At 32.9% G+C, this 15,066-nt stretch carries 16 protein-coding genes and 1 pseudogene; 4 read left to right on the top strand and 13 right to left on the bottom strand.

The features are described 5' to 3' along the window. Nucleotides 1-71: 71 nt before the first annotated feature. Nucleotides 72-1,109, top strand: a complete 1,038-nt coding sequence (locus KHA98_RS13745; protein WP_213258505.1) for a hypothetical protein — start codon at nucleotides 72-74, stop codon at nucleotides 1,107-1,109. Between the two features lie 70 nt (nucleotides 1,110-1,179). Here KHA98_RS13745 and KHA98_RS13740 read toward each other — a convergent pair whose 3' ends face one another. The 6 genes from KHA98_RS13740 to KHA98_RS13715 form a co-directional block, all read right to left on the bottom strand. Then, nucleotides 1,180-2,130 carry a DUF3078 domain-containing protein gene (locus tag KHA98_RS13740; protein ID WP_213258504.1) on the bottom strand — a complete coding sequence of 317 codons (951 nt, stop codon included), beginning with the start codon at nucleotides 2,128-2,130 and terminating at the stop codon, nucleotides 1,180-1,182. A 78-nt stretch (nucleotides 2,131-2,208) separates the two neighbouring features. After that, nucleotides 2,209-2,718, bottom strand: a complete 510-nt coding sequence (locus KHA98_RS13735; protein WP_213258503.1) for a DUF2480 family protein — start codon at nucleotides 2,716-2,718, stop codon at nucleotides 2,209-2,211. Between the two features lie 80 nt (nucleotides 2,719-2,798). Then, nucleotides 2,799-3,122 carry an SUF system Fe-S cluster assembly protein gene (locus KHA98_RS13730; RefSeq protein WP_017494560.1) on the bottom strand — a complete coding sequence of 108 codons (324 nt, stop codon included), beginning with the start codon at nucleotides 3,120-3,122 and terminating at the stop codon, nucleotides 2,799-2,801. A gap of 140 nt (nucleotides 3,123-3,262) precedes the next feature. After that, entirely contained in the window at nucleotides 3,263-3,688 is a 426-nt protein-coding gene (locus KHA98_RS13725; protein WP_213258502.1) for a SufE family protein, read from the bottom strand. 2 nt (nucleotides 3,689-3,690) lie between these two features. Beyond that, complete coding sequence (locus KHA98_RS13720) at nucleotides 3,691-4,044, bottom strand: hypothetical protein (protein WP_246522341.1); 354 nt, start codon at nucleotides 4,042-4,044, stop codon at nucleotides 3,691-3,693. A gap of 82 nt (nucleotides 4,045-4,126) precedes the next feature. Continuing rightward, nucleotides 4,127-5,341, bottom strand: coding sequence for an aminotransferase class V-fold PLP-dependent enzyme (locus KHA98_RS13715; protein ID WP_213258500.1), 1,215 nt, complete (start codon nucleotides 5,339-5,341; stop codon nucleotides 4,127-4,129). 220 nt (nucleotides 5,342-5,561) lie between these two features. Between KHA98_RS13715 and KHA98_RS13710 the strand changes: the two genes are divergently transcribed. Beyond that, complete coding sequence (locus KHA98_RS13710) at nucleotides 5,562-6,911, top strand: serine hydrolase domain-containing protein (protein WP_213258499.1); 1,350 nt, start codon at nucleotides 5,562-5,564, stop codon at nucleotides 6,909-6,911. A gap of 180 nt (nucleotides 6,912-7,091) precedes the next feature. Here the strand turns inward: KHA98_RS13710 and sufD are convergent, their stop codons facing one another. The 6 genes and pseudogenes from sufD to KHA98_RS13680 form a co-directional block, all read right to left on the bottom strand. Continuing rightward, nucleotides 7,092-8,408, bottom strand: coding sequence for a Fe-S cluster assembly protein SufD (gene sufD, locus KHA98_RS13705; protein ID WP_213258769.1), 1,317 nt, complete (start codon nucleotides 8,406-8,408; stop codon nucleotides 7,092-7,094). Nucleotides 8,409-8,526: 118 nt separating this feature from the next. After that, nucleotides 8,527-8,895: pseudogene (locus tag KHA98_RS13700) on the bottom strand (four helix bundle protein). 47 nt (nucleotides 8,896-8,942) lie between these two features. After that, nucleotides 8,943-9,689, bottom strand: coding sequence for a Fe-S cluster assembly ATPase SufC (sufC, locus tag KHA98_RS13695; RefSeq protein ID WP_213258498.1), 747 nt, complete (start codon nucleotides 9,687-9,689; stop codon nucleotides 8,943-8,945). A gap of 11 nt (nucleotides 9,690-9,700) precedes the next feature. Continuing rightward, nucleotides 9,701-10,189 (bottom strand): flavodoxin family protein, encoded by a 489-nt coding sequence (locus KHA98_RS13690; protein ID WP_213258497.1) that lies wholly within the window; start codon nucleotides 10,187-10,189, stop codon nucleotides 9,701-9,703. A gap of 7 nt (nucleotides 10,190-10,196) precedes the next feature. Then, nucleotides 10,197-11,645, bottom strand: coding sequence for a Fe-S cluster assembly protein SufB (sufB, locus tag KHA98_RS13685; protein ID WP_213258496.1), 1,449 nt, complete (start codon nucleotides 11,643-11,645; stop codon nucleotides 10,197-10,199). A gap of 88 nt (nucleotides 11,646-11,733) precedes the next feature. Next, a complete protein-coding gene (locus tag KHA98_RS13680) occupies nucleotides 11,734-12,063 on the bottom strand; it encodes a HesB/IscA family protein (protein WP_125718763.1) in 330 nt (109 codons plus the stop codon). Nucleotides 12,064-12,429: 366 nt separating this feature from the next. On the opposite strand from KHA98_RS13680, the gene KHA98_RS13675 reads away from it, so the two are divergent. Next, the gene (locus KHA98_RS13675; protein WP_213258495.1) at nucleotides 12,430-13,353 is read left to right on the top strand and encodes a hypothetical protein; all 924 of its coding nucleotides are present in this window, start codon (nucleotides 12,430-12,432) and stop codon (nucleotides 13,351-13,353) included. Nucleotides 13,354-13,434: 81 nt separating this feature from the next. Continuing rightward, the gene (locus tag KHA98_RS13670; protein WP_213258494.1) at nucleotides 13,435-14,292 is read left to right on the top strand and encodes an MBL fold metallo-hydrolase; all 858 of its coding nucleotides are present in this window, start codon (nucleotides 13,435-13,437) and stop codon (nucleotides 14,290-14,292) included. Nucleotides 14,293-14,375: 83 nt separating this feature from the next. Here the strand turns inward: KHA98_RS13670 and KHA98_RS13665 are convergent, their stop codons facing one another. Continuing rightward, nucleotides 14,376-15,065 carry a fibronectin type III domain-containing protein gene (locus KHA98_RS13665; RefSeq protein WP_213258493.1) on the bottom strand — a complete coding sequence of 230 codons (690 nt, stop codon included), beginning with the start codon at nucleotides 15,063-15,065 and terminating at the stop codon, nucleotides 14,376-14,378. Between the last annotated feature and the right edge of the window lies 1 nt (nucleotide 15,066).

The raw sequence follows: 15,066 nt of genomic DNA, 5'->3' as shown, positions 1-15,066 counted from the left end.
AAAACTTGCGTGTTTTTTTTAAATAGTGTTATATTTATGATTGCTAATTAATAATAAATTTAATACAACTCATGAAAAAAATATCGCTTCTTTTCCTTTTGTTTTGCACTTCTATTTATGCCCAAAAAACAGAATTAACCCCTGTAGAGTTTTATGTAAATTATCAGGATCTTCCTTCGGTATATGTTCCGGTAGCGCTTAGAACATTTAATGTTAAAGTTAAAACCGCAGGCGCTATTGAAAGTTTTAAAAATACAAAACAACTGGCCGACTATATTAAATTATACGGCTGGAAAAGAGTAACAGATTCTGCAACAGTAAATGTAGAGGTTAACTTATTGGATTTTCAGAAAAAAAATGAAGAAATCGATAAGAAAACGGTTGAAGAAAAAAATAGGGATGGAATTTTAGAAAGAGCATTTGAGATGTTCACTATTATTACAAATTATACAGGAAACGGAAATGCTAAAATTACTTATTACAAGTTAGAGGATTCAAAAAAAATAGCAATTGATGAAGAATTAAACTTTTCTAAAACGATTCCTTATAAATCGGTAGAAAATCATGATTTACCTTATTTACAAGCACAAAATAAAAAGAATGAAACTGCTTATTATAATAAAAGATTAGGTGAGTATGTAGAAAGTTCATTAAATCAGGTTAAAAACAAACTAAACGACAAATTTGGTTTTAATGCCTTAAGCCTAAATGAACAACTTTTGATATTGGTTTCTAAGGAAGAAGGGGAAACTTATAAAACAACAATTGATCAGGTTGCAAAGAAGCTTTCTGAAATGAAAGCAGATGCTCCAATTAATACTGTTGTTACTGAATTAGAACCTTCTATTAAATATCTGGAATCACTGAAAGAAAAATATTCAGGATCAAGTAAAACAAATAAGACTATACGATATTCTGTACATTATAATCTTGCTAAAATTTATTTATATCTTGATCAACCTGAAAAAACTATTGTTGAAGGAGAGGCATTAATAAAAAATGGCTTGAAAAAAGAAGATGGAGAAAGTCTTGTTGAGGCAGGGAAAAAACTCTTAAATAAATTTAACACTTTAAATATTAGATCTACTCATAATGAAATAAATAAGTAATCTTATAAATAAACAAAAAGGCCGCGAAAAATAATTTTTGCGGCCTTTTTGTTTATTTAAGTTTTATGGACTAAAATCCAAAGTTAACCCCTAAACCAAATACTTCTCTGGTTTGAAATCCCTGAAAAGCGTTATCATCATAGATTGCTTGGAAAGAAAAATTTGCTGAGAGAAATTTATTTACTTTCATGACAATATTAAGCGAGTAATTGATATCGACGTTTTGTGGGTCTTCTAAATAATTTGAATATAAATTCAGAGTATTTTCGGCTGTCACATTGGTCATAATGGCCAATTTGTAATAGACAGAAGCATAAAATCCGAGTTCATAACGCATACTTTTGTTCGCGTCGACACCAAAATAGTCCTCGCTAACATAAGGTAACCCTGTGTTTTGATCGATGCCGGAAGTGTAAGCTTTGTCTACAAATGTGAATTTTGAAGTTAATGGTGCAAAATTTATTTTAAGATTTTCATCTTTCGACCAATAAATACCAGGACCCGTTGTTAAATAACCAGGAGACATAAACTTGGTGTTTTCGGTTCTAATTTCTTTTCCGTTTGCATCTTGTCCGTAAACATAACCTGTCGTAAACTGCGTTCTGAAATTTAGAAAATAAGAATAGTACCATTCTCCAAAAGCTCTTTTCCCCACGATTGAGTTAAATTCGAGACGGTCATCTGTTTTTTTCTCAAAATCGGCATTTTTAGTTTGCAATAAACCGTAGTATGCCAGGACTTTATTATCCCAGGTTATATCATCTTTTTTGTAGTTGAAATCATAATTGATTCCAAGTGTTCCTGAGAAGCTGTCTTCACCACCGGCAATCCAGTTATTGAAGCTTGATTGATTTAATAAAAGAGATACGGTTCCTTTTGCTTTCCACCCTTCTTCTTCTATGGTGTCGTTAATTTTTTTTACTGCTTTTTCAGTATTTTGAATTAACTCTTTTTCTGAATTTTGGGCATGTACAAATGTGAAGTTTACTAAAATGAAAAGTAATAAGGTTAGCTTTCTCATGGTTTTTAGTTTAGAAGTGTATAAACAAATATACTAAAAACAATAAAATGTTAAGGGCTAATTGATTCTAAAAGCAGGTTATTTCTTAGACTCTTTATATAATGGCACAGCAGAACATGCTTCGCCGTACATAATACTTCTTGCAAATGGCTGTAGATAAGTCGTAGCTAAAATATAAGCTCGCATAGGAACTGGCTTTTTAGAGCAGCCTTTTACAATAACAGGTTTACTTTTGTAAACAGAATAATCAATTTTGCTTAGGATTTCTTCATAAAGACTTGCGTTTAAATCTTCAATAGTTCCGTTAACAACTTTTTTGGCAAAAGGTGCCAAATGAACGCTAACCAAAATTAATGCCCAAGCCGGAATTATCGCATCGGTACTGCAATGTACTGCAACATACTGGTCTTGATATTGTGACCAGTCATGATTTTTAAGGTGTTCTCTAAAGTCTTTTTCCTTCAATAAAAATCCTTCCAAAAGCCATTGCGAAATGTCAATCTGAACTCGCATCCCTTTTGGATAATAATCCTCTAAATCAAAAACTTCTAAAGCGCTATTGGCAACTTTATTAACGATTTCTTCCATAATGAAAAATGGTTTAAAGTTTAAAGTTTCACGTTTCAAGTTGTAACCTGTAACGTGAAACTTTAAACCTGAAACAAATATTAAAGCATTCCTAATTCTAATTTTGCTTCTTCGCTCATTAAATCTTTACTCCAAGGCGGATCGAAAGTAATTTCAACATCAACATCTTTAATGTTTTCGATTGTTTTTACTTTTTCTTCAACTTCTCTTGGTAAACTTTCTGCAACCGGGCAGTTAGGTGAAGTAAGTGTCATTAAGATTTTCACTTCGTAATCGGTGTTTACCATTACATCGTAAATCAATCCTAATTCGTAAATATCAACAGGAATCTCAGGATCGTAAATTCCTTTTAAAACTTTTACGATTGATTCTCCTAATTCGTTTGTGTCTATTTCTTGTTCCATTTTTATATCTAGTTTTTTACCATTAAGATATTAAGGAAATTAAGTTTTGCGAATAAGCTTAATTTCCTTTTTAATTATTTAAAGAGAAATTAAGCGCGACGCTTTATGAAACTTAATGTCTTAATGGTTTAATTTTTTTTTTAATTTTTATTCTTAGCATCAAAAGCCAAAGCGTACATTTTGATGTTTTTTATCATTGAAACCAAACCGTTCGCACGTGTTGCAGATAAATGTTCTTTTAATCCGATTTCGTCTATAAAATCAACATCGGCATCCAGAATATCTTTTGCTTTTTGATTCGAGAAAGCACGAATTAAAATCGCAATAATTCCTTTTGTCAAAATGGCGTCACTGTCTGCGGTGAAAACAATTTTGTCATCGACTTGTTCACCTTGCAACCAAACTTTAGATTGACATCCTTTGATTAAGTTTTCTTCAGTTTTGTATTCTTCTTTGATTAACGGAAGACTTTTTCCTAATTCGATGATGTATTCATAACGCTGCATCCAGTCGTCAAACATCGAAAATTCATCTATTATTTCGTTTTGTATTTCTTTTATCGTCATAATTATTCTTTAACAAAATCAACTAGTAAATTGACCAGTTTTTCTATTTCCTTTGGAGGAGTACCATTGTCAAAACCTTTAGTTTCGTAGGTCTTTTGATTTTGAGTTATTTTTAAATTTCCAATAGCAGCACCATCATAAAAACGTTTTTCGGTTGGTGCTTTCAAATTTGGAATTTCTTCTAAATTAACTTTTGAAAACTCAGAAACAATTTGTTTCCATTTTGCATTATCAATTTTGCTTTCAACAGGTTGCTGATCTCTTCCGTTTACAACAGAAACGGTTTGATTTTGAACCACAATTTTTTTATAATACCCTCTTGAAAGTGCAGAATATTCAATTTTCGTAGTTGTCATATCTGCTGATTTTTGGCTTGAACAACCGGTTACAATAAAGATGGACAAAAATAGTAGGGATAATAGTCTCATAAAAAATGTTTTAGCTTAGCATTGTTTGCGCTTTTTTAACAGCATCAACCATTAAATCAATTTCCTCTTTAGTATTATAAAAAGAAAATGAAGCACGAATGGTTCCCGGAATACAGAAGAAATTCATAATGGGTTGAGCACAATGATGTCCGGTTCTAACCGCAATTCCTAGTTTGTCAATAATTGAACCCACATCATAAGGGTGTATTCCGTCAATATTAAACGAAATTACCGATGCTTTATTTTTTCCGGTTCCGTAGATTCTTAAACCCTCAATTTCAGATAAACGTTTTGTAGCGTATTCTAAAAGTTCGTGCTCGTATGCCTGAATATTTTCGAATCCAATATTATTTAAATAATCAACTGCAGTTCCTAATACGATTCCGCCAGCAATGTTTGGAGTTCCGGCTTCAAATTTATGAGGAAGATCTGCATAGGTTGTTTTTTCGAAAGTAACTTCTTTGATCATTTCACCACCACCTTGATAAGGAGGAAGTTTGTTTAACCATTCTTCTTTTCCGTATAAAATTCCAGTTCCGGTTGGACCACACATTTTATGACCTGAAAAAGCATAAAAATCACAATCTAATTCCTGAACATCCGGTTTTAAATGCGGAACAGCCTGCGCACCATCAATTAAAACGGCAGCACCAACAGCGTGAGCTCTATCAATAATATATTTAATTGGGTTTATGATTCCCAAAGCATTTGAAATATGATTTACAGTAACCACTTTTGTTTTATCAGAAAGCAGTTTGTCAAACTCTTCAATGATTAATTCTCCATTTTCATTGATTGGAATTACTTTTAAAATCGCCCCGGTTTTTTCGCATAACATTTGCCAAGGCACAATGTTGCTATGGTGTTCCAAAGAAGAAACAATTACTTCGTCACCTGGTTTTAAAATAGCAGTAAAACCGTTTGAAACCAAGTTAATTCCGTGTGTTGTTCCAGAAGTAAAAAGTACTTCGTGAGCATGTTTTGCATTGATGTGTTCTTTTACTTTTCCACGAGAAACCTCGTAAGCATCAGTTGCTAATTGGCTTAAAGTGTGAACGCCACGATGAATATTGGCGTTGATTTCCTGATAATATTTAACTTCCGCATCAATTACAACTTGTGGTTTTTGCGAAGTAGCTCCGTTGTCGAAATATACTAATGGTTTTCCGTTTACAGTTTGAGAAAGTATCGGAAAATCTGCTCTTATTTTTTGGATATCTAACATGTCTTATTTAGAAAAATTCTATTTACAAAAGTACTAAAACAAAATTGTATTATACTGCAATTCTATAATTTCCTTTTATGGTGCCATTGTTCGCTAGTGTAAATGCTGATTCTGTAAAATTCAATTCAATTTTTTGAATTATCTGAAATAGATTTATAATTTGACTTCTAAAATGGTGAAGATAAATTATTTATATTGCATTAAAAATATCTAATATATCATGAAAAAATTTCTCAAAGTACTTTTGCTTGTTTTGGTTCTTGCTTTTTTGTATTTCGGATTTACAACTTATCCGAAGTTGGATTTGATTTCTGGTTTTTCGGCTAAGAGTGTCGCATCGGGACATTTTTTGGATAATCGTCCGCTGGATTTAATTCAGAAAACAGACAATGATATCGATATGATTGATCTGGCTAAAAACTCAATTGATAATGCCGGAAAGTTTGCTGTTGCCTCTGTTTATGGTTTAAAAGAACGAAAAGCCATTTATCGTGAAGGACTTGGAGCAACTTTGATTGATGATAATTTTGATATTTCAAAACCGTATCTGCTTCCAAAAAGAACAAAATTAGAAAATAATCTCCCTTTTCCATACGGAAACAATGAACCAAAAGATACTGCTTTTTCTAATGTTGATTATTCGAAATTGAAATTGGCAGTTGAAAATTCTTTTGATAAAAATGGAGGAAAAAAGAAAAGAACCCGCGCCGTTGTTGTTTTATATAAAGACAAATTGATTTTTGAAAAATACGATACAGGATTCAATAAAGACAGCAAAATTTTAGGTTGGTCAATGACAAAAAGTATTACAAGTTCTGCTTTTGGGGTTTTGGCTAAACAAGGAAAAATTGATATTTATAAACCTGCTCCGGTTGTAGAATGGAAAAATGACGATCGTAAAATTATTACAATAAATGATTTGCTTCATATGAATTCCGGTTTAGAATGGGAAGAGAATTACAGCACAATCTGCGATGCTACAAAAATGCTTTTTCAAGCCGAAGATATGGGAAAAGTACAATTGGATAAACCAGCACAATTCAAACCCAACACACACTGGAATTATTCTTCCGGAACGACAAATTTATTATCTCTGATTTTAAGAAGACAATTTAAAACACAACAAGAATATCTTGATTTTTGGTACAGTGCCGTAATCGACAAAATCGGAATGAACTCGATGATTGTTGAGCAAGATATGAGCGGAACTTTCGTAGGTTCTTCTTACGGATGGGCAACTCCACGCGACTGGTCAAAATTTGGACTATTATATCTGCATAAAGGAAACTGGAATGGAGAACAAATTCTTGATGAAAGCTGGGTGAAATACACTGCAACGCCAACCAATATTTCTGAAGGAAAATATGGGGCACAATTTTGGTTAAACGCAGGTGGAAAATTCCCGGATGTTCCTCGTGATATGTTTTATTGCAGTGGTTACCAAGGTCAAATGGTAGCGATCATTCCATCAAAAGATATGGTAATTGTGAGAATGGGAGTAAGGGAAGAAGAACCAGGATTTGATTTTAATGGTTTTTTGAAGGAAGTTATTGATAGTGTTAAGAAATAGTTGTCTATTCCTGCAAGGTTTTCAAAACCTTGTAGGTATAAAGTTTTGAGTTTCGATACCTACGAGGTTTTGAAAACCTCGCAGGAGAGACGCAAGATACAAATACAAAAAGTTCGCAAAGTTTAAATAAAAACTTTGCGAACTTTGCGTAACCTTTGTGTCTTTTCGGTAAAACCTAGACTACAAATCAAATCCTAAATTCACGCCTAATTTCGTAGCGATGATTTTAGTAATTCTTTGTTTTAATTCTGGTATTTTGATGCTTTCGATTACGGCATTTGAGAATGCGTACATCAATAAAGCTTTAGCTTCTTTTTTCGGGATTCCGCGAGATTGCATGTAGAACATTGCTGTTTCATCCAATTGTCCAACTGTACATCCGTGAGAACATTTTACGTCATCAGCAAAAATTTCCAATTGTGGTTTAGCATTGATTGTAGCTTTGTCACTCAATAAAATGTTGTTACTTTTTTGGAAAGCATTTGTTTTTTGAGCTTCTTTTTCAACCAAAACTTTTCCGTTGAAAACTCCTGTCGAACGATCAGAGAAGATTCCTTTATAATCTTGGAAACTTTCGCAGTTTGGCTGTGCGTGGTTTACCAAAGTATAATGGTCAACGTGTTGCTTGTCATTCAAAATAGAGATTCCGTTAAGGGTACTTGTCAATCTTTCTCCGAAATGGTAAAAGTTTAAGTTGTTACGTGTAAGGTTTCCTCCAAATGAAAACGTATGAACGTAAGCGTGGCTTTCTTGTTGTTGAGAAACGTAAGTGTTGTCAACTAAGTTTGCTTCGCTATTATCGTTTTGAATTTTGTAATAATCAACAATGGCACGTTTTTGTGCAAAAATCTCTGTAACGGAATTCGTTAAAACCGGATTTTCATTCAAACTTTGGTGACGCTCGATAATTTGAACATGTGAATTTTCACCCACAATAATCAAATTTCTAGGTTGAACCAATAATGCAGCTTCGTTTCCAGTTGAAAAATACATGATCTCAATAGGTTTATCAGCTACTTTCTTTTGCGGAATATTGATAAACGCACCTTCCATTGCAAAAGCAGTATTCAACGTAGTCAAACTTTCGTCTTTGCTTGCAATTTTATTGAAATATTTGTCAATAATCATTTTATATTTTGGTTTGGTCAATGCCGAAGACATCAAGCAAACATCGATTCCTTCATGTGTTGTAGAAGACAAATGCGAACTAAAAACACCATCAATAAAAACCAATTTATAAGTGTCAATTTCATGTAAAAAGTATTTTTTTACCTGATTGAATTCGATTGCATTTTCCTGCTTTGGAAAAACCGTAAAGTCATTTTTTAAAATGGCATTTAGCGATGTATATTTCCATGCTTCATCTTTTTTGGTTGGGAAACCTTTATTTTCAAAGTTTTTTATAGCTGCTGTACGTACGTCGTGCAAGTCTGAATGCACATCGACACGCTCTTCAAAAGCCATAAAAGACGATACTAATTTTTCTTTTAAATCCATTTCTTTTTTTAGTCTTAAAGTCGAAAGTCGAAAGTCGAAAGACTTTGGATTGCCGACTGTTTTTGCCAAAAGGTTAAAAATTTAAAGCATAAAGTTGGAGACTTTATGACTTTCGACTTTATGACTTTGGGCTCAAATATTTAATGAAACCGCTTAATAATTTCGATATTTCTGTAACCGACTCTAAAAGCATTTCAAATTCTTCTTTTATAATATATTCTAAATCAAAAGCTAAATATAATTGAGATCTTACTTCTCCTGCAGATGCTTTGGCTACGTATAAAAAATAAACAAACTCTTTATCTGTATTTCTCTAAAAACCTTCTGCTATATTTGATGATATAGAAAGTGATGCACGTCTTATTTGTCTAACAAAATCAAAGTCTTTTTTAAAATTAGAATTCTCAGTAATCAAATATATTTTTTTGTTGAAGATTCGAGATTTTTGCCAAGAATTTATTTCTTCAAACGATCTGAACTTACTCATCTAGTTTTTGGACTTTATAACTTTAGACTTTCGACTTTACGACTGTTTTAGTTTTCTGCTTTGATCCAGTCGTATCCTTTTTCTTCTAATTCGTAAGCCAATTCTTTTCCTCCTGATTTTACGATTCTTCCGTTGTAAAGAACATGAACGAAATCTGGAACGATATAATCTAATAAACGTTGGTAGTGTGTAATAACGATAATTGCGTTTTTGTCGCTTTTTAATTTGTTTACACCATTAGCCACAATTCTTAAAGCATCGATATCAAGACCTGAATCGGTTTCATCAAGGATTGCTAATTTTGGCTCTAACATTGCCATTTGGAAAATCTCGTTTCTTTTTTTCTCTCCTCCAGAAAAACCTTCATTTAAAGAACGAGATAAAAATTTACGGTCGATTTCTAACAATTCAGATTTCTCGCGAATTACTTTCAGCATTTCGTTTGCAGGCATTTCTTCTTGGCCGTTTGCTTTACGAGTTTCGTTGATAGCAGTTTTCATAAAGTTAGTTACACTAACTCCAGGAATTTCTACCGGATATTGAAAAGAAAGGAAAACACCTTTGTGTGCTCTTTCTTCAGGAGCAAGATCAGCAAGATCTTCTCCGTCAAGAATTACCTCTCCTTCTGTAACTTCATAATTTTCGTTTCCTGCAATAACAGCAGAAAGTGTACTTTTTCCAGAACCGTTTGGTCCCATTATCGCGTGAACTTCTCCAGCTTTAACTTCTATATTAATTCCCTTAAGGATTTCTTTATCACCAATTGCGGCGTGAAGGTTTTTTATTGATAACATTGTTCTTTATTTTATATAAATGTCAATTCTATTTTTGTTTGTTGGTTTAAGATGTTCGCATTGTAATGTGCGTGTCCTAAATATTCCATGCCTAAATAATCGGCTGATTTTTTGAAAGGAAAGTAAAAACCATCTTCAATTGCATCATCGTGTGAGTTTGATATCACTCCAATTTTCTTTCCTCTTAGTTTTCTTCCGGTTTCTTTTTCAATTCGGATCAAATCTGAAAAACGATCAAAAAAGACTTTCATAATACCACTCATATTATACCAGTAAACCGGTGTTGCAAAAATTAAAGTGTCATATTTTTCAAGAATTCCTCTGATTAAAGGCAGAAAATCGTCTTCTATATTTTTGCTTTCGTAATCATAATAGGATATCGAATAATCACTTAAATTAATGATATCTATATTGTGTTCTTTTGAAAGTGCATCCACAATTTTTGTAGTGTTTCCGTTTTTTCTGGAAGAACCTAAAATGATGACTTTTTTATTTTCCATCTTAAAATTATCCTACAGAACCTTCTAAAGAAATCTCTAATAATTTCTGCGCTTCAACAGCAAATTCCATTGGCAATTTATTCAATACATCTTTACTGAAACCGTTTACAATTAAGGCAATCGCTTTTTCAGTCGGAATACCTCTTTGGTTACAATAAAAAACCTGATCTTCTCCAATTTTACTTGTAGTTGCTTCGTGCTCGATTTTTGCAGATGGATTTTTACTTTCGATGTAAGGGAAAGTATGTGCGCCGCAATTATTACCCATTAATAAGGAGTCACATTGAGAAAAGTTTCTTGCATTTTCTGCTCTTGGCGAAATCTGCACTAAACCACGGTAGCTATTTTGTGATTTTCCAGCCGAAATACCTTTAGAAATAATAGTCGATTTAGTGTTTTTACCTAAATGGATCATTTTTGTTCCAGTATCTGCTTGTTGGAAGTTATTAGTAACAGCAATAGAATAAAATTCTCCTACTGAATTATCTCCTTTAAGCACACAAGATGGATATTTCCAAGTTACAGCAGACCCCGTTTCAACTTGTGTCCAAGAAATTTTAGCGTTTGTTTCGCATAGACCTCTTTTAGTTACAAAGTTGTAAACCCCACCTTTTCCTTCTTTATTTCCAGGGAACCAGTTTTGAACTGTAGAATATTTAATTTCAGCATCATCCAAAGCGATTAATTCAACCACAGCAGCGTGTAATTGGTTTTCATCACGGCTTGGCGCTGTACATCCTTCAAGGTAAGAAACGTAGCTTCCTGCATCAGCAATAACTAAAGTTCTTTCGAATTGTCCGGTTCCTGCTTGGTTAATTCTAAAATAAGTTGAAAGTTCCATCGGGCAACGAACGCCTTTTGGAATATAACAGAAACTTCCGTCAGAGAAAACTGCTGAGTTTAGCGCCGCATAAAAGTTATCTTTTTGAGGAACAACCGTACCTAAATATTTTTTTACTAATTCTGGATGTTCTTTAATTGCTTCAGAAATTGGACAGAAAATAATTCCTTTTTCGGCTAAAGTTTTCTTGAAAGTTGTTGCAACAGAAACAGAATCGACAACAATATCCATAGCGACATTGTTCATCATTTTTTGTTCATCAACAGAAATCCCCAATTTTTTGTACATCTCCAACAATTCAGGATCAACATCGTCCAAAGTTTTGTTAGGATCTACTTGTTTTGGAGCTGAATAATAAGAGATTGCCTGAAAATCTGGCTTTTCATAATGAACATTTGCCCATTCTGGTTCAATCATTTCTTTCCATGCTCGGAAAGCTTCGATGCGCCATTCCGTCATCCATTCCGGTTCTTCTTTTTTAAGAGAAATTGCGCGAACAATATCTTCGTTTAAGCCAATAGGAAAAGTCTCAGATTCTATATTAGTATAAAATCCGTACTCATATTCTTTTGTTTCCAGTTCGATTTTTAAATCGTCTTCGGTGTATTTGCTCATTATATTTTAATGTTGTCTTAAGGTTTTAAAGTCAAAAGTTGGGAAGTCACGAAACAGTCTTTACGACTTTATAACTTTCGGCTTTTGACTAAAGAGAAAATGATTCTCCGCAGCCACAAGTTCTGCTAGCATTTGGGTTATTGAAAACAAATCCTTTTCCGTTTAATCCGCCAGAGAATTCTAAAATTGTTCCGGCTAAATATAGAAATGATTTTTTTTCAACTGCAATTTGTATGTCGTTATCTACGAATATTTTATCGTCGTCGCCTTTGGTTTTGTCAAATTTTAAATCATAAGACAAACCAGAGCATCCACCGCTTTTCACACCTACACGTACATAGTCATGAGTGGCATCAAAACCATCATCAGTCATCAGGTCAATGATTTTCTTTTTGGCTGTATCAGAAACTTTTATCATTTTTTTTTATGGTATTTATCTTTTCAACATTCCTTAATTATACATTAAAAAGTAATTAAATTATTACATTTTAAAGTGCTGTCTGTCAATGTTGAAATGAAATTATCCGCAAAGATACGACTTAAAAACCTTTTTCCATAACGCTTGACATTATTATAACAAATGTTAAAATAGATAGAAGTTATTTTGATGATAGAAATTTGTAATAAATCTCTTTTTTCTGCAAGAACTAAAAAGAAACTTACAAAAATGTAAGGCAAAAACTGCTAATTTATCAATAAATACGACTTAATAGTTAAAATACCGTATTTTTACCTGTGCTTGAATGTGATTTTGTGGTACTTTTGCATAAAATTAGGAGTAATTATGAAGAAAAATTACAGGGATAACTGGATTAAAGCACTTTTTGCAGTAGTTTTTGTTTTTGGAATTAGTGCTACATATTTTATTTTTAGCAATGAACCAAGTCTTATTATTGATAAACCTACAAATGATACTTTAGAAATTGTAGGAACTACCAATAAAACGTCTCACGATCAGGAGAATATTCTGGATTCTTTAAACACTTTAAAGTTGGCTTATGATGTGGCCATTTTTGAAAAAACAGCACTTTCGCAAGAATTAGAACTTGAAAAGAAGAATATTGAGAATCTGATGGAGATTATTAAAGCTTCAAAAGATCCTTCGGCAGAACAAATTAAAATTTATCGTAAACAACTTTCAGATTTAAAAGCTTCATTGGATGCAAAAGTTGTTGAAGTTAAAAAGCTAAAATCTCAGAATAAAAATTTATTGACTGAAATAGAGAGCCAGAACGTTGTTATGTACAAACAAAAGGCCGAAAATGATACGTTGATTTCTAAACAAAAAAAGTTGGAATCTACTTTAAAAGATGCTTCAAAACTTTCTTTGGGAAATTTTAAGGTAATGGCTTTTCGCGAAAAAAGCTCTGGAAAGGAATTGGAAACAGCTAAAGCAAAGAACACTCAAAAATTAAAAATCAGTTTTTCTGTTAGTGGAAATTCTGTTGCTAAAACCGGAAAAAAAGTGTACTACGTTCAAGTATTAGATCAAAAGAATACCGTTTTAGGAGAGAACAAATTGATCGAATTTGGAAATGATAAAGCTTTAGTTTACAGTTTTTTAGTCGCTGTTGACTACCAGGGGAAAACAACCAATGCTTACGGTGTTTTGAATGGGGATGAAAACAAGTTTAAAAAAGGTACTTATTTTGTTAATTTCTTCGATAAACAAGAAATCATGGGAAGTTCTTCCATAACATTAGAATAGTTACTGCAAAAGTTTAAAAGATTTTTTAGCATATAGATATAGTATTTCCTAGCTTTGTTTTCTTACTAGAAATACATTCTTATGAAACTTTACCCAATTGAATCCGGAAATTTTAAATTAGATGGAGGCGCTATGTTTGGTGTTGTTCCTAAAACAATCTGGAATAAAACAAATCCTGCAGATGCCAATAATTTAATTGATATTGCTGCTCGTTGTCTGCTCATTGAAGACAATAATCGTTTGATTTTAATTGACACCGGAATGGGAGATAAACAATCGGAGAAATTTTTTGGTTATTATTCACTTTGGGGTTCGCATTCTATAGATAAATCATTGGCAAAATATGGTTTTCACCGGGATGATATTACCGATGTTTTTATGACGCATCTTCATTTTGATCATTGTGGAGGAAGTGTTCAGTGGAATTCTGATAAAACAGGTTATGAACCAGCTTTTAAAAATGCAAAATACTGGACCAATGAAAATCATTGGGAATGGGCCACAAAGCCAAATGCACGCGAGAAAGCTTCTTTTTTGTCGGAAAACATTTTACCAATGCAGGAAAGTGGTCAACTGAATTTTATTGAAAGACCAAACACCGACTTTGGATTTTCGAAGGAATTGGGTTTTGAAATTTTTTATGTTGACGGTCATACCGAAAAACAAATGATTCCACATATTAAATATCAGGATAAAACAATTGTTTTTTGTGCTGATTTATTGGCTACTGCAGGACATATTCCGTTGCCGTATGTAATGGGGTATGATACACGACCTTTATTGACAATGCCGGAAAAGTCAAAATTCCTGAACGCAGCAGCAGACAATAATTATTATTTATTTCTGGAGCATGATGCACATAATCAAATTATAACGGTTGAACACACCGAAAAAGGCGTTCGATTAAAAGAAGTTTTTACTTGCGAGGAAGTTCTTTAAATTCAATTAAAGCATAAAAAAAATCCCATTTTCAACTGAATGAAAATGAGATTTCTTGGTTTAACTAATTGTAATTATTAAAGTTAGTTGGTTTTGAATTTCCAAACCTGTCCAACAGTTTCTCCTCCTTTATTGTCTTTTACAACAACTTTCCAGAAGTATTCTTTGGCAGCGACTGTTGTAACATCAAATGTTTTTTCAGATTTATTTTCACTTACTTTTTCTGTTGGTGGATTTGTCGTCCCAAAATAAACATCATAAGTCAGTACATCTGTTGCGTCAACATCTGTTGCATTCCATTTTAAGGAAACAGTAGGTGCATTTACAGCAGCATTTACAAGTGGCGAAACTGCTTCCGGAGCAAAAGGTAAATGATTTAAAACTACTTCACCTGCAGTATAAAATTTATAAACAGATGAATAAGCACTTGCTAAACCTTTAGCATCTGTTGCTTTAATTCTCCAGTAATAAGCGGTGTTTTTATCTAAAACAAAAGATGCAGTATTTTCTGCTCCATCAAATGTTGTTGCAATTTGTGCAAACGTATTGTCTTTTGCAACCTGAATTTGATAGGTAAGAGCATCGTTGTTTGCATCTGTAGCCCTATCCCATTGAAAAGAAACAGTGTTGCTAACACAAAGCTTATTATCAGACGGTGAAGTTAAAACGGGTACAGTTGGAGCTACATTTTCTGCAGGCGTATCATCATCTGAGCCACCTCCGCAAGAAATAAACAAAGCACTGATTAGTGAAAGATAGATAAGATTCTTCATT

The sequence above is a fragment of the Flavobacterium branchiicola genome, from assembly GCF_018383905.1.
Classification (GTDB): domain Bacteria; phylum Bacteroidota; class Bacteroidia; order Flavobacteriales; family Flavobacteriaceae; genus Flavobacterium; species Flavobacterium branchiicola.
The sequence above is the reverse complement of the archived record's forward strand: the minus strand, read 5'-3'. Positions and strand labels throughout refer to the sequence as shown.